This is a genomic window from Streptomyces sp. NPDC048734, from assembly GCF_043198675.1.
In the GTDB taxonomy this organism is placed as follows: domain Bacteria; phylum Actinomycetota; class Actinomycetes; order Streptomycetales; family Streptomycetaceae; genus Streptomyces.
Genome location: NZ_JBICUZ010000001.1, coordinates 610,362 through 623,376 on the forward strand (window position 1 = coordinate 610,362; position 13,015 = coordinate 623,376).

At 70.4% G+C, this 13,015-nt stretch carries 12 protein-coding genes, 3 tRNA genes and 1 pseudogene; 9 read left to right on the forward strand and 7 right to left on the reverse strand.

Features of this window, described 5'->3' with window-relative positions:
• Nucleotides 1-105: 105 nt before the first annotated feature.
• Together ACGFQC_RS02635 and ACGFQC_RS02640 are read left to right on the forward strand one after the other, a co-directional pair.
• Nucleotides 106-780 (forward strand): NUDIX hydrolase, encoded by a 675-nt coding sequence (locus ACGFQC_RS02635; protein WP_363088119.1) that lies wholly within the window; start codon nt 106-108, stop codon nt 778-780.
• Between the two features lies 1 nt (nt 781).
• Nucleotides 782-2,122 carry an MFS transporter gene (locus ACGFQC_RS02640; RefSeq protein WP_363088118.1) on the forward strand — a complete coding sequence of 447 codons (1,341 nt, stop codon included), beginning with the start codon at nt 782-784 and terminating at the stop codon, nt 2,120-2,122.
• A 58-nt stretch (nt 2,123-2,180) separates the two neighbouring features.
• On the opposite strand, the pseudogene ACGFQC_RS02645 reads toward ACGFQC_RS02640, so the two are convergent.
• The 3 genes and pseudogenes from ACGFQC_RS02645 to ACGFQC_RS02655 form a co-directional block, all read right to left on the reverse strand.
• Nucleotides 2,181-2,375: pseudogene (locus ACGFQC_RS02645) on the reverse strand (hypothetical protein); the annotation flags it as partial.
• A 115-nt stretch (nt 2,376-2,490) separates the two neighbouring features.
• Nucleotides 2,491-3,945, reverse strand: a complete 1,455-nt coding sequence (locus tag ACGFQC_RS02650; protein ID WP_363088116.1) for an FGGY family carbohydrate kinase — start codon at nt 3,943-3,945, stop codon at nt 2,491-2,493.
• A gap of 120 nt (nt 3,946-4,065) precedes the next feature.
• The gene (locus ACGFQC_RS02655) at nt 4,066-4,371 is read right to left on the reverse strand and encodes a YtxH domain-containing protein (RefSeq protein ID WP_363088115.1); all 306 of its coding nucleotides are present in this window, start codon (nt 4,369-4,371) and stop codon (nt 4,066-4,068) included.
• Between the two features lie 159 nt (nt 4,372-4,530).
• On the opposite strand from ACGFQC_RS02655, the gene ACGFQC_RS02660 reads away from it, so the two are divergent.
• The 3 genes from ACGFQC_RS02660 (at nt 4,531) to ACGFQC_RS02670 (ending at nt 4,926) form a co-directional block, all read left to right on the forward strand.
• Nucleotides 4,531-4,603: transfer RNA gene (locus ACGFQC_RS02660), tRNA-Asn, on the forward strand.
• Between the two features lie 5 nt (nt 4,604-4,608).
• Nucleotides 4,609-4,681 (forward strand) — tRNA-Asn (locus tag ACGFQC_RS02665).
• Nucleotides 4,682-4,849: 168 nt separating this feature from the next.
• A tRNA-Ile gene (locus tag ACGFQC_RS02670) sits at nt 4,850-4,926 on the forward strand.
• Nucleotides 4,927-5,550: 624 nt separating this feature from the next.
• Here ACGFQC_RS02670 and ACGFQC_RS02675 read toward each other — a convergent pair.
• The 4 genes from ACGFQC_RS02675 to ACGFQC_RS02690 form a co-directional block, all read right to left on the reverse strand.
• Nucleotides 5,551-6,336, reverse strand: a complete 786-nt coding sequence (locus tag ACGFQC_RS02675) for a class I SAM-dependent methyltransferase (protein ID WP_363088114.1) — start codon at nt 6,334-6,336, stop codon at nt 5,551-5,553.
• 94 nt (nt 6,337-6,430) lie between these two features.
• Nucleotides 6,431-7,417 carry a transporter gene (locus ACGFQC_RS02680; RefSeq protein WP_363088113.1) on the reverse strand — a complete coding sequence of 329 codons (987 nt, stop codon included), beginning with the start codon at nt 7,415-7,417 and terminating at the stop codon, nt 6,431-6,433.
• Nucleotides 7,414-8,325: an ABC transporter ATP-binding protein gene (locus ACGFQC_RS02685; protein ID WP_363088112.1), complete on the reverse strand. Its 912-nt coding sequence runs from the start codon at nt 8,323-8,325 to the stop codon at nt 7,414-7,416. The genes ACGFQC_RS02680 and ACGFQC_RS02685 overlap by 4 nt, the downstream gene beginning before the upstream one ends.
• The gene (locus ACGFQC_RS02690; protein WP_363088111.1) at nt 8,322-8,765 is read right to left on the reverse strand and encodes a GntR family transcriptional regulator; all 444 of its coding nucleotides are present in this window, start codon (nt 8,763-8,765) and stop codon (nt 8,322-8,324) included. Before ACGFQC_RS02690 ends, ACGFQC_RS02685 begins: the two co-directional genes overlap by 4 nt.
• A gap of 82 nt (nt 8,766-8,847) precedes the next feature.
• Here ACGFQC_RS02690 and ACGFQC_RS02695 point away from each other — a divergent pair, with 82 nt between their 5' ends.
• The 4 genes from ACGFQC_RS02695 (at nt 8,848) to ACGFQC_RS02710 (ending at nt 12,726) form a co-directional block, all read left to right on the forward strand.
• Nucleotides 8,848-10,461: a glycosyltransferase family 39 protein gene (locus ACGFQC_RS02695; RefSeq protein ID WP_363088110.1), complete on the forward strand. Its 1,614-nt coding sequence runs from the start codon at nt 8,848-8,850 to the stop codon at nt 10,459-10,461.
• Nucleotides 10,462-10,665: 204 nt separating this feature from the next.
• On the forward strand, nt 10,666-11,247 hold the full coding sequence (locus ACGFQC_RS02700) for a transposase family protein (RefSeq protein ID WP_363088109.1): 582 nt from the start codon (nt 10,666-10,668) through the stop codon (nt 11,245-11,247).
• A gap of 841 nt (nt 11,248-12,088) precedes the next feature.
• Nucleotides 12,089-12,340, forward strand: a complete 252-nt coding sequence (locus tag ACGFQC_RS02705) for a type II toxin-antitoxin system Phd/YefM family antitoxin (RefSeq protein ID WP_363088108.1) — start codon at nt 12,089-12,091, stop codon at nt 12,338-12,340.
• Nucleotides 12,328-12,726 (forward strand): PIN domain-containing protein, encoded by a 399-nt coding sequence (locus ACGFQC_RS02710; protein WP_363088107.1) that lies wholly within the window; start codon nt 12,328-12,330, stop codon nt 12,724-12,726. The genes ACGFQC_RS02705 and ACGFQC_RS02710 overlap by 13 nt, the downstream gene beginning before the upstream one ends.
• The last annotated feature ends 289 nt before the right edge of the window (nt 12,727-13,015 follow it).

Here is a 13,015-nt window from a genome sequence, read left to right on the forward strand (position 1 = left end):
AGGAATCACCCCTGCGAGGTTCACCGCGCGGGCCGCATTATTCATTTACAACGGTGAATTCACTGTGAAATCCATCTTTCCGGGCGAGACGAGGTCGATACGGCGATGACGGACCCCTGGACGGACCCCCGTGAACCCCACCGCCCCGCCGCCCGCCGCCCCGCCGGTGCGCCCGAGCGCCTGAAGTCGCGGGTGGCCTACCGCAACGCGTGGATGACGGTCCGTGAGGACGTGCTGCGTCACCCCGACGGCTCGGACGGTCTCTACGGGGTCGTGGACAAGCCGGACTTCGCGCTGATCGTGCCACGCGAGCGGGACGGCTTCCACCTGGTGGAGCAGTACCGCTATCCGGTGGGCGGCCGGTTCTGGGAATTCCCCCAGGGCTCATGGCCGGGGGAGACGACTCCGACCACGACGGACGCGCCACCGCGCGACGGCGCAGCCGACGAGGGCCCCTCGGCGGACGCGCTGGCACTGGCCCGCGCCGAACTGCGCGAGGAGACCGGGCTGGTGGCCGGCACCCTCACCTGGCTGGGGCGGCTGCACGTGGCCCACGGCTACTCCTCACAGGGCTGTCAGGTCTTCCTCGCCGAGGACCTGACCCGCCACGCACCGAGCCGGGAGACGACCGAGGCCGACATGGCCCAACGCTGGGTGGACGCCGGGACACTGGACCGGATGGTGGCGGGCGGCCGGTTCGTGGACGCGCCGTCGCTGGCGGCCCTCGCACTGCTGCACCGGCATCCGCTCGGCAGACGCCGCACCGACGAGAGCGGATGACATGACGAAGGACAGGCCGGCGGACACCTCCCCCGGACAACCCGCCGGTTACCTCGCTGTGCTGACGACGCCCGGGGCACCGCGTCCGGCGGTGTGGTCACTCGTGGGCCGGTTCGGATTCGCCGGATCCAACCTGGCGCTGCTCACCTACGTCCAGGCGGTGACCGGATCGTTCGCGTTCGCCGGGGCGATGATGGCGCTGAGCCTGGCCGGCACCGCGCTGACCGGGCCGGTGCAGGGCCGGCTCATCGACCGCTTTGGTCCCCGGCGTCCGCTGCTCGCGCTGAGCGGCGCCCACTGCGCGGTGAGCGCCCTGCTGGTACTCGTCGTGAGCCGGCCGCACGGCTCGATGACCCACACGGCACTGCTCGGCGCGGCGGTGCTCGCGCAGAGCGCCACCCAGCCCATGGTGGCGGTCGCCTCCCGCGCCATGTGGCCGCGGCTGCTGCCGCCGGGCCCGCGGCGCGAGACCGCGTTCAGCTACGAGACGGTGACGACGGAGGCGTGCTACCTGCTGGCACCGGCCCTCAGCGTGACGCTGGCAACCCTGCTGTGGCCGGGCACCTCCCTGGTGTGCACGGTGGTCCTGGTGGCGGGAGCCTCGCTGGGATTCGCGACCGCACCGGTCGTACGAGCGTGGAGCGACGCGCCGCACCAGGACACATCGCCCCCGCCCGGCCGGCCGGAGGAAGGGACGACGGCGCCGGACCGCCACGTGGTGGACCGCCGACCGGTGCTGCGCCTTCCCGGCATGCCCCCTTTGCTGGTGGCCGCCCTTGGTTTCGGGGTCGGCGTCGGGTTCGTCACGGTGACGACGACCGCGGCGGCCGACGCGCTGGACGCCTCCCGCTACACAGGACTGCTCCTGGCCGCGTGGTCGGTCAGCTCGGTCCTCGGAGGCCTGGTGTACAACCGGCGCCCCTGGCCGCGCTCACCGGCCGTACGGCTCCCCCTGCTGACGGCCGCCTTCGGGCTGCTCCTGCTGCCCGCGCTGGCCGGCGGTGTGCCCGGCATCGCCGTCGCCCTGGTGCTCAGCGGAGCCACGCTGGCCCCGCAGCTCACCGCGCAGACGATCCTGCTGGACCGGCTGGTGCCCACGTCCCGGATCACCGAGGCGTACAGCTGGGTGACGACCCTGGTGGCGGCTGGGAACGCGGCGGGCCAGGCGGGGAGCGGTGTGCTCGTCGAGCGGTTCGGCCACCGGACCACCTTCCTGATCTGTACCTGCCTCATCCTGGTCTTCGCCGCACTCGTGGGCAGCCGCCGGCGCCACATGGCCGGCGCGCCCGACCCGTTGGAGCCGTCCGCCGAGACTCAGAAGTCAGCTCATCCGGCTCGGTAGGCCGCCTCTCGTGGAAGGGCTCGTCGAGCGGCCGGCGCCGGATGAGCTGGGGGAGTTGTTCCAGTCCCTGATCGTGGGGTTCCTTGATCCTGCTGGTGACGAAGACCTCGTGGTCCGTCGAGAGGCCGAAGGCGATGCGGGACGTCGACACGGTCGTGGTCGTTTCCATCGGCTGCGCGGTGAAGCCGGGAAGGGAGGAGAGGTCGCCGTCCCGGAAGATCCAGGTCATGACGCCGAGGGTGGCTGCCACGGTGGGGGCGCAGTCGCAGTCCTGATCCACGGCCGAGTACGCACACTTCTCCGAACGGCCGGATCACCCCGACGGCCACGCCCGGCCGAGGCGCATCGACAAGATCGTGCCACGGGCCCTACGAGCGGAACGCGGTGGGATGCGTCTGCTCCCGCACCGACACGTACTGCTGCCGCACGGCCTGCCCCACGGCCAGTTCCTCACCGGGGTCCAGCACCTGCGCCGCCGGACCGGGCCAGGCCGGCGGAGTGCGCGGATCGAGCGTGCCCTGCGACACCCCGAGCGCCCAGGCCGCCTGCCGCGCCGCCCCGAGCGCCGCGTAGTCCGCGGGCTGCGGTACGACGACCTGCGCCCCGAAGAGCGCGGGTGCCGCCGCCTGCACGGCCGGCAGTTCGGCCGCCGCACCGAGCAGGAACACCCGCCGCACCTCGACGCCCCGGCCGCGCAGCACGTCCAACGCGTCCGCGAGCCCGCACAGCATGCCCTCGAACGCCGCCCGCGCGAAGTGCTCCGGCTTCATCGACTCGCGCCGCAGACCCGTCAGGGTGCCCGCCGCGTGCGGCAGACTCGGCGTCCGCTCACCCTCCAGGTAGGGCAGCAGCACCAGTCCGTGCGACCCCGGGGTCGACTTCACCGCCAGATCGGACAGCGTCTCCAGATCGGCCACGCCGAGCAGCTCGGCGGCCCCGCGCAGGGTCCGTACGGCGTTCAGGGTGGTGACGACCGGCAGGTGCATGCCGGTCGCGTCCGCCAACGAGGTGATCATGCCGCTCTTGTCGACGAGGGCCGCGGGGTGCACGGCCATCACGGACCCGGAGGCGCCCAGCGACACCACCGCGTCCCCGAGGCCGATGCCCAGCCCGAACGCGGCGGCCATGGTCTCGCCGGTGCCGGCCGAGATCAGCAGGCCCTCCGGGGTGGTGCCCGCCGCGTCGGAGGGGCCGATCACCTCGGGCAGCATGGCCTGGTGACCGAGCGCCAGCTCCACCAGCTCGGGCCGGTAGCCGCCGATGGCCGCCGACCAGTACCCGGTCCCGGAGGCGCCGCCGCGGTCGGTGGTGCGGCGCACCGGCCGCCCGAGGAGCTGCCACACGAGCCAGTCGTGCGCCTGGAGCAGCACGGCGGTGCGCAGCGCGGCGTCCGGCTCGTTCTTCGCCAGCCAGCGCAGTTTGGTCACCGGCTGCGCGGCCTGCGGCACACAGCCGACCGCCTGCGCCCACGCCTCCCGGCCGCCGAGCGCGTCGATCAGATCGGCCGCCGCGACCTGCGCGCGCTTGTCGCCGCCGACCATCGCCGGACGCACGGTGCCGCCCTGCGCGTCGAGCGGCACGACCGCGTTCTGCTGCGCGGACACGCCGATCGCCTGCACGCCCTCGAGCAGTCCGCCGCCGGCCGCCTCCCCGAGGGAGAGCAGCCAGGCCTGCGGATCGACGTCGGAGGGACGGCCGGCACCGTCGGGACCCTCCACCGGGTGCGGTGCGTAGCCCTGCCTGAGCACGGCCCCTGTGTCCGCGTCGCAGACGACGATGCGAGTGAAATCGGGCGAACTGTCCAACCCGGCGACTATCCCCATGCGCAAAATTCTGCCGCACCGCGGGGGGTGACCGCGTCTGCTCGGCACGCACCGGGGTCTTTCGGTCGGCCAGGGCCCGCGGGCCCGGCCTGATCCGAACGGGAGGCCCTGCGGGAGGCCCTAGGGATGACTGGTGCCCCAGTCGTCCGACCCGTCACTGTGCGCGGTCCGGTCCCGCAGGGAACGGACCCGGCCCGCGACCGACTCGGGCACCCGGTCCCCGACCTTGTCGCTGACCGCGTGGTACGCCTTGCCCGCGAACTGGCGGCCCTGTTGGGCCGCCGACTCCGCCGTGTTGCGCACGGCGGGGTTCTGCGCGACCTGCCGCGCGGACTTCTTCAGCTGTTCGTAGCGCTCCCGCCCGGCCTTCGTGCCGAGCACGTAACCCAGGGCGAGTCCGACGACGAACGTGAGCCGGTAGCGCATGACGGCCACCCTTTCCTCGTGTAGGTCTGCGGTGCGGCATCGGTGCCGGAGGGAACCGATTGGCGGAGCACCCCCCTGCTTGCGCTAATGTATGTGTCGCAGCGAGCGTCCGCCCCCTGGCGAATACCCAGGTAAGGGCGTTCGATGCGAACGAGGCATTCCTCCGTAGCTCAATTGGCAGAGCAGCCGGCTGTTAACCGGCAGGTTACTGGTTCGAGTCCAGTCGGGGGAGCTCGGTCCTCCGTAGCTCAATTGGCAGAGCAGCCGGCTGTTAACCGGCAGGTTACTGGTTCGAGTCCAGTCGGGGGAGCATCGTGATCGAGGACCCTTAGGGGTCCTTTTTCATGTCGCCGGGAACCGGGCAGGTGGCAGCGCGGTCCTCATGGTCATGCGGCGTCGGACCAGGCGGAGCGTGAGATCGTATGAGCGGCTATGCTGCGGCAGACGGCGCGCACACGTGTACGCGACACGCCGCTATGGGGCGGTAGCTCAGCCGGTTAGAGCAGCGGACTCATAATCCGTCGGCCGTGGGTTCGAGTCCCACCCGCCCCACCATGCACCCCTGTGAACTGCGGAAACGTCTCAGTGGGGGTGCGGATTCAGGACTTTGGGCGAACGTACTGAATCCGCTGCTCGTGACTTCGACCCCGTCGTCCCTATGGGGTACTCGAGACCTCTCTGAACTGCACGGATGCGCTCGAGGGGTGCCGGAGAGGTGACGCGGGCGGCGTCTTTGAGGGTGCGCGTGCCCAAGTTGGGACGCTGATGGGACGCAGGGAAACGGAAGCGGGTGCGGGTGGCTCAGGTAGCTATGCCGCGACCGTGTCGGGCGAAGCCCGTCGCCGAGCGGCCAGCGGGCGTGGCCGTCGGGTCAGGAGCTCGCCATAGGCCTGCAGCGCCCCCCAGGGGGTTGACCATCGCTGGTAGCAGCTGCGTTCTGCGTGCCTCTCTCAGGAGGCGACCGCTCCGCTCCCGGGCAAGGGAGATCGCCACACACGGCACAGCGGGGGTGTCCGCCCTGGCGGCATCGGCCCGTCCGCACGGTTCGTCCTCGATCGCGGGATGCAAGGCGAGTGTCCGCGGGAAGCGCCGTACGTCTCCGTGTTCTTGCATCGTCTCGCGTGTTTCCTCGTTCTTCTCAGGGTGTCAGGGCGATCCTTCTCCGCGCGAGGCCAGAGGTCAGCGGCTGACGCGTATCTTCGACTGGCCGTGCGGGCGTTCCTCCCAGTCGTCCATGAAGCAGGCATGCAGGCCGTGCTTGCGGGTCAGGGCCAGGAGGGTCTCGGTGCGGTAGTAGAAGTCCTCGCGCAGAACCTGGTGTTCGGCGCCCTCGGTGCGGTCGAAGGTGAAGTCGAAGAACCCGGTGTCGGTCAGCACCCGGCCGACGTGGGCGAGGCACTCCTCGATGACGTCCAGCGGCGAGTGGGAGAAGACGCTGTGCGCGTGGATGACGTCGAAGTGGTCGCTGGGCAGGAAGTCCAGGGTGAGGTCGTCGGTGATGGTCAGGTGCGGCAGCTTGTCCTGGAGGTGGCGCTCGGCGAGAGTCCTCTTGGCGGCGATCAGGATGTCGGGCGAGATGTCGATGCCGTAGTAGTGGCCGGCGTCGAGGTGGTCGATGAAGCGCCAGCCGCCGCGCAGGTTGCCGCAGCCGATGTCGAGCATGCGGTGCTCGGGGCGCAGCCCGTGCTCGGTGAGGTAGTCGAACTGCATCTGCCCGAGCGCCAGCCAGCGGTCATGGGTCTGACTGCCGACCGCGGCTTCGGGGTTGCGGCGGGTGTCGGAGGCCATGACGGCCCGGTAGTAGCCGACGTGGTCGGGGTGCTTCAGGCGCAGCCAGGCGTCCCGGCCGGCCCGGCTGAGGTATGGGGCGACGCGGCCGGGGTGGCGCAGGGCGTAGCCGACCTTGTGGGTGAGGGCGGCGCGGTTGTTGCGCAGTTTCTTCGGTGACTTGGCGTCTGCGGGCATGGCGAAGCGACCTCCGTGCAAAGGGGCCCCGGGTGAGGGGATGAAGGGGTGCGGGACGAAAGGGGTATGGGGTGTTACAGGTGACGCAGCATGGTCAGACGCGGCGGCGCAGGAGCAGCATGGTGACAGCCGTGAGCAGGAGGGCGAGGCCGCCGAGAAGGGCTGTGTCGGTCCACTGGAAGGTCCAGTAGTCGCTGGCCGGGTTGGCCTCGTAGAAGCGGGCGACGTAGCCGTGCTGGGCCATGCACTCCTTGAGCTGGGCGCTTGAGGGGAAGGGGCAGTTCATTACGTCGTCGTGGCGGCCGGAGGCGGTGATCAGCCCGTAGTGGCCGGTCGACCACTTCTCGTCCATGGGTGGCTTGGGGATGCTGCCGGCGCTGGTGTAGGTGTGCGGCGGGACCAGCAGGCGGGTCCTGTGCGTCCACTGCAGCAGGAGGGTCGTCGCCCCTGTCACCAGGAGGGTCAGACCCATCGCGGCCAGCACCCGGCGGGCCAGCAAACCCAGCAGTGTGCCGGCCGCCAGGCCGAACAGGGCGGCTGCGACGACACTCGGGCCCGAGCCGCTCAGGGCGGTGTTCTCGTACCAGAACAGGCCGTAACTCCGGTCCGCGGCCGGTTGCCACCACCACGCGAACAGCCCCGCGAGCACGCCGGAGACGGCCACCGTGGTTACCGCGGCGAGCGCCATCCGGGAGGCGAACCACCGGCCGCGGCTCACGCCTTGGGCGAGGACCATGCGGTGCGTGCCCAGTTCCCGGTCGCGGCCCAGCAGGGGCGCGCCCCAGAAGACGCCGATGATGACGGGCAGCACGATGTTCAGCGTGCCGAGGTACTTCAGCGGCTCGATGTCCAGCAGCAGGGGCATGCCGGTGTCGGACTGCGTGCAGTACAGCGGTCCGGTGCCGCAGTGGTCGAACAGTCCGCTGTGCAGGGCGTCCAGCATGCCCGAGCGGTTGTACGCGGCGATCGCCGCGGCAGTGGCCAGTGCGGCCGCGCCGACGCCGACCAGCACTCGCTGCTGACGCCAGGCGAGCCAGAGGGAGCCGTGCCAGAGAGAGCCGGTTCGGAGGGAGCCGTTCACGCCGCCGCCTCCGTCCGCCCGGCGCCGGCCGGGCGCAGCGTGTCGTTGGCCTGCAGGTAGCCGATCAGGATGTCCTCCAGCGTGGGCCGCTCGGCGTGCCAGTCGCCGCGCAGTGGTCCCTGCTGTCGTATCAGGGCGGTCAGCTGTCGGCCACCGGCGCGGCGGTGGACGACGGTGTGCCGTGCGGCCAGGGCGTCGGCCTGGTCGGCGTGTCCGGTCAGTACGGTGTGGTTCTCGCGCAGCGCCTCGGCGTCTTCGCTCAATTCGATGCGCCCGTCCCGCAGGACCAGTACCCAGTCGCAGGTCTGTTCCAGTTCGGGCAGGACGTGCGAGGACAAGACGATGCTCGTGCCGCGCTCGGCGGCCTCGGTCATCAACGCCGCCATGATCTCGCCCCGTGACACGGGGTCGAGGTCGGCCATCGGCTCGTCGAGCAGCAGCAGTTCGGGCCGCTTGCCGAGCGCCAGGGCGAGCGCGACACGGGTGCGCTGCCCGGGGGACAGTTCCCCTACGCGGGCGGCGAGTGCGATGCCGCCCTCGCGGGCGGTCCGCTCGGAGGCAGCCTGGTCCCATGAGGCGTTCAGCTTCTGCCCCATCCGCAGGGTGTCCGCCACGGTGAAGCGGGGGTAGAGCGGTTTGTCCTGGGTGAGCAGTGCGACCCTGGCGCGGGCCCCGGGCGTGCCGGGTGCGGTGTCCAGTACCCGTATGTCCCCGGTGCGGGGGCGTAGCAGGCCGCCGGCCAGGTGCAGCAGGGTGCTCTTGCCGGCGCCGTTGCGTCCGACGAGGGCAGTGATACGGCCCCTGGGCACGGTGAACTCGCAGTCCTGCAGGGTCCAGCCGCCGCGCACCCGATACCGGAATCCGAGTCCAGTGGCGCGCAGCGCGGCCGGCGCGTCAGGCCCGGTCATGCTTCCTCCATTTTCTGCTCCCGGTCGCCCGGGGAGTGCTCGTCTTGCTTGCTGTCGTGGGCGTCCAGGGCGGCTGCGACCAGGGCCAGGATGTCGGCCCTTTCTAAACCCGCCGCCCGTGCGCGTGCCGTCCAGTCGGTGAGTTCCGCGCGCAGGGGTGAGTCGTTTTCCGCGCCGGGCCGGGCGAGCGAGCGCGTCACGAAGGTCCCCAGACCGCGGCGCAGTTCGACCAGGCCGGCCTGCTCCATGTCGCGGTAGGCCCGCAGCACGGTATTGGGGTTGATGGCTGTCGCCGCCACCACTTCCCTGGCCGTGGGCAGCTTGTCCCCGACCTTCAACGTGCCCATCCGCAGCGCCCGTTCGGTCTGCTCCACGATCTGCACATAGGCGGGAACGCCGCTGCCACGGTCGATCCGGTACTCGACCACATCACCTTCCATGAGCAACAGTGTGCTTGTATTAATGAATTAATACAAGCATGGTGGAGGCGTTGCCGGGATGTCAAACAGGAGCACTGCAGGTGTGGCCCGCGTAGCCGCCGCCGTACTGACCCTCGCCGCGGTGGCCCAGCAACTGCTGCTGGCCGCGGGCCTGGGCAGCCTGCTGCCCGGCTGGCAGCCCTGGCCCTTCCTCCTGGGCGCGGCCCCCGCCTGGTGGCTCGCCCGCCCCCGGTGGCGGCGGGCGGACCCACCCCGGCCGCTGGTGGTGGCGATGCGTGTGCTGCGCCGGATACCGGGCGCGGCATACCTGGTGGCCGTGCTGGCCCTGACGGCCGGAATCTGGGCCGCACTCCAGGATCACGAGCCTTATCTGGGACACGAGGAGGCCGTGTACGCCAACAAGGCCCGCTCCTGGGCCGGCGGCACCCCCGACGCAGGCTGGGGCCCCTACCGCCCCCTCGGCCTCCCCGTGCTGGGGCGCCTGGCGCTCACCGTCCACGACGACGTGGGCAGCCTGCGTGCGGTGGCCCTGCTGCTCACGCTCTTCACCCTCACCGCGACCTACGTCGTCGCAGCCCGCTGGACCACGCCCCGCCGCGCCGTGGTGGTCGTCCTTCTCCTGCTCTCCGGCCTCGGATTCCTGCGCCGCGTCCCGGAGTTCCTCAACGACATCGGCACCACCGGCCTGCTGCTGATCGTCGTCTTCCTCCTCACGCGCGCCCAGGAAGTACGGCGCTCCCACGCCCTGCCCGTCGCAGCCGCCGTGGCGGTGGCCGCCTTCTACCTGCGCTACGGCAGCGTGGGCAACCTCCTGGCGATAGCTGGGGCCGCGCTGTTCGCCTACGGCCCGCGCGCCTGGCTCGCCCAGGGCCGCCGCCTCGCCGCAGCACTGGCCATCTTCACCCTCGGCCTGCTGCCGCACTTCGTCCACGCCACGCAGGTCACCGGATCCCCGCTCGGCCTGATCCTGTGGGCCGGCTCCCAGGCCAACCGCACATACGTGGGCGACGGCCTCGCCTACTACCTCGCGATCTTCCCCTACCGCCTGGCCGGAGACCTGGGAGCGGTCGTGATGACCGGCGGACTGCTCCTGGCGGTACGCGCCCTGCGCGACGGAGACGGTGGGGCGCGCGCCACACGCCGTGTGTTCCTGGGCTCGACGTCCGTCCTCGTCTTCGTCGTCCTCGGTCTGGTGACGGACGGAGAACCGCGGTTCGTCCACCTCCCGGTCATCCTGCTCACCCTCCTGGGGGTCGAGGCCCTGGCGGAACTGACCGGGCGCAGGAACAGGAACAGGGGCCTGCTCGCCGCCGTCGCCGGACTGGCCGGCCTGACCACCGTCGGCACGGCCCAGGTTGTGGCCCACGCAGCGATGCCCGGCCCCGACCGCCTCAGCCGCTCCACCGTCCCGGTCGCCGAGCGGCTCGCGACGGACGTCCCCTGCCTCCTGGTCACCGGCTACGAACCGGAGATGGGCTGGTACTCGGGCTGCGACGCGGTCACCTACGCCCAGTACCGCCGCACGACCCCGCCCCCGGGAACCCACGCGACCCTGGTCCTCTTCGAGCACGGCCGCCTGCAACCGGACGACGCCGCCCTGGCCCGCCTCATCGGCGACCGCGGCGCCACCGTGCACACGACCCCCACGGACGGCGCGCTGGGCACGGCGACAACGATCACACTGACTCCCTCGTGACGCCGGTGGGGACGGTGGGACCCCTGCCGTCGTACCGGAGCTTCCTGAGCGAGCAGGCTCTCGAGCCCTGACCGCTCTACTGGGGCCGGCCCGGGGCATCGTCCTGCCGCGAGCGGCGCTGTACGGCCTGGTCCAGCTCTCACGCTCCACCGTCTCCGGCAGTGACTGCCCCAGCGCCCAGCCGATCACCATCTCGGCGACCGCGTGCAGTTTGATGTTGAGTTGCTGTCGGCCCGTGCCCCGCGACTGGACCGCGCCCTGAAGAAAATCGCCCGAAAGGGTGGCGTCGTCGTCCTGCTCGACGGCACCCTCGTCCGCACCCGCCGACGCACAGGGAACGAGAACCGGCCGAACTATTCGGGCAAGCACAAGGCCCACGGCCTGCTGTTCCTCGCCCTGACCGACGAGACGGGCAACCTGGTCTGGATCTCGGCGGCGAAGCCGGGGCGCTTCAGCGAGATCACCACCGCCCGCCACAACAGGATCACCACCCACCTGCGGGAGGCCGGTCTGGGCGCTGTGGCCGATCTCGGCTTCGTCGGCCTGGACGACGACCCCGACGACCCGGTCATCGTCACCGGCCGGCGGGCGACCCGCGGCCATCCACTCACCGACGCCCAGAAGGAGGCGAACCGGCTGGTCAGCCGTGAACGAGCGGCCAACGAGCACGGCTTCGCCGACCTGAAGAACTGGCGGATCCTCACCAAGGTCCGCATGAACGCCCGACACGCGACCACGCTGCTACGGGCGCTCCTCGTGCTGACGAACGCCGAGGTCCACCGCTGACGGACGATCACCTCCTACCGATCACACCTCCGACCGGCACGAGCATCCCACCCGCGGCCCACGCCAGACCCGGGACCTGCAACTTCAGGTTGAAACGCGCTCATTGGAGGAGGGTGAACGGACTCGGGTTCTGAGGAGCCATGGTGCGTTGGAAAGGGAATCCGCTGCGAGCGGGTCCGGAACCTGTCTCCGAGCTGGCGAAATCGCCCGACTCCCCGGTGTTTCTGGCCGTCTGGGGGCGATGTCGGGACGCAGCTGGGACGCAAGGATAGGAACGGACTGACAAAGACTGAGACACGAAGACACGGCGCACCCAGTCTGACCAGCAAAAACGTCATGAAAGGACGTTTATTGGCAAGGACCGCCAAGATCCTCAAAGGACTCATAATCCGCCGGCCGTGGGTTCGAGTCCCACCCGCCCCACCAGTAACATGCCCTGAGCTGCGGAAACGTCTTTTCAGTGCCTCTGGGGCGCCTACTCGGCCCCAACGGAGAGAATCCGCTGCTCACAAGTAGAGCCTCACATGTCACGGCGGGTGTCTGGGTACCCCTGTCAAGGCTCTGACCTGCGGCGATATAGAAACAAACTCGGCTGCTGGAGGTTACGCAGGGAAGCCGAAAGCAGGATCCAGGGGACGTGCAGGGGGCGCGAGGAAATGGAGCGGGCCCGCAGGAAGCCGGCGGCCTGACCGTCGGCGCCTCCGCTGTCCTCCCGCCCCAGCCTGCCGGGCACCGCTCTCCGGCCGCTCTTCGGCTTGAGATGTCACACGTCAAGCAGGGGAGGTCGTCAGAGGCTCGACCCTGCCTTGTCGGGTATCAGATTCTCTGAGAACATGAGGTCATGAAGACGATGACCGCTACCGAAGCATCACGGAACTTCGCCTCCGTGCTGGACAGCGCGGAACGCGGCGAAACCATCGTGATCACCCGCGGGGGCAAACGCCTGGCCGTGCTCGGCCCGGCGCCCAAAGCCACGGGCCGTGCGGTGAAGGATGCCCTCCTGCCCTACGTCGACACCCTCGACGACGCCTTCGAGCGCGATGTGATGGCCACCCGTGATCTGCTGACCCTGGACGATCCGTGGAACGACTGATCCTGGACACCGGCGTATTGATCGCGGTCGAGCGCCGGAAAGTCGTCCTCGACCATGTACTCGCGGACGATGACGACCCGGTGATCGCCGCTATCACAGCCGCGGAGTTGCTCCAGGGCGTCGAACTGGCCGACGACACCAGCCGGCTTGCCCGCCAGTCATTCGTCGACGCCGTCCTCGCCACGGTTCCGGTCGAGGAGTACACAGTGGACATCGCGCGAGCTCATGCGCGACTGCTCGCCCACGTCCGCAGGGCCGGCCAGCCCAGGGGAGCCCACGATCTGATCATCGCGGCAACCGCCCTGACCACCGCACGCACAGTAGTCACCTACGACAAGCGAGCGCGCTTCGACGACCTTCCCGGTGTTCGTGTACGTAGGTTGTGACGGGCCCGGGCGATCGGCCGTTGACAAGTGCGCCTGCCTCAGCCGTCGGCTGCCCACCGAGTGACGGGAGTTGTGGCGTGGCACGTGGTTTCCTTTGTCATCGCCGTGACTCAGTGGTGCGCACTGAGGCCAGCAGCCCCACCAACGCCAGGCACATCCACCCCCGTGAGATGGGCGAAAGCGGCGGTGTGGGTTAGACCGCGGTCCACAGGAGGCCCGCTACGGCGCTGACGCCGAGGCATCAAGGGGGCGGGCGGACCGACGGGTCGATCGGGTCTCCAAGAGCTGC

Excerpts from the sequence above, each read along its gene's own strand:
- ACGFQC_RS02635 (WP_363088119.1), top strand. The coding sequence starts at position 106 with ATGACGGACCCCTGGACGGACCCCCGTGAACCCCACCGCCCCGCCGCC.
- ACGFQC_RS02640 (WP_363088118.1), top strand. The coding sequence starts at position 782 with ATGACGAAGGACAGGCCGGCGGACACCTCCCCCGGACAACCCGCCGGT.
- ACGFQC_RS02650 (WP_363088116.1), bottom strand. The coding sequence starts at position 3,945 with ATGGGGATAGTCGCCGGGTTGGACAGTTCGCCCGATTTCACTCGCATC.
- ACGFQC_RS02655 (WP_363088115.1), bottom strand. The coding sequence starts at position 4,371 with ATGCGCTACCGGCTCACGTTCGTCGTCGGACTCGCCCTGGGTTACGTG.
- ACGFQC_RS02675 (WP_363088114.1), bottom strand. The coding sequence starts at position 6,336 with ATGCCCGCAGACGCCAAGTCACCGAAGAAACTGCGCAACAACCGCGCC.
- ACGFQC_RS02685 (WP_363088112.1), bottom strand. The coding sequence starts at position 8,325 with ATGACCGGGCCTGACGCGCCGGCCGCGCTGCGCGCCACTGGACTCGGA.
- ACGFQC_RS02690 (WP_363088111.1), bottom strand. The coding sequence starts at position 8,765 with ATGGAAGGTGATGTGGTCGAGTACCGGATCGACCGTGGCAGCGGCGTT.
- ACGFQC_RS02705 (WP_363088108.1), top strand. The coding sequence starts at position 12,089 with ATGAAGACGATGACCGCTACCGAAGCATCACGGAACTTCGCCTCCGTG.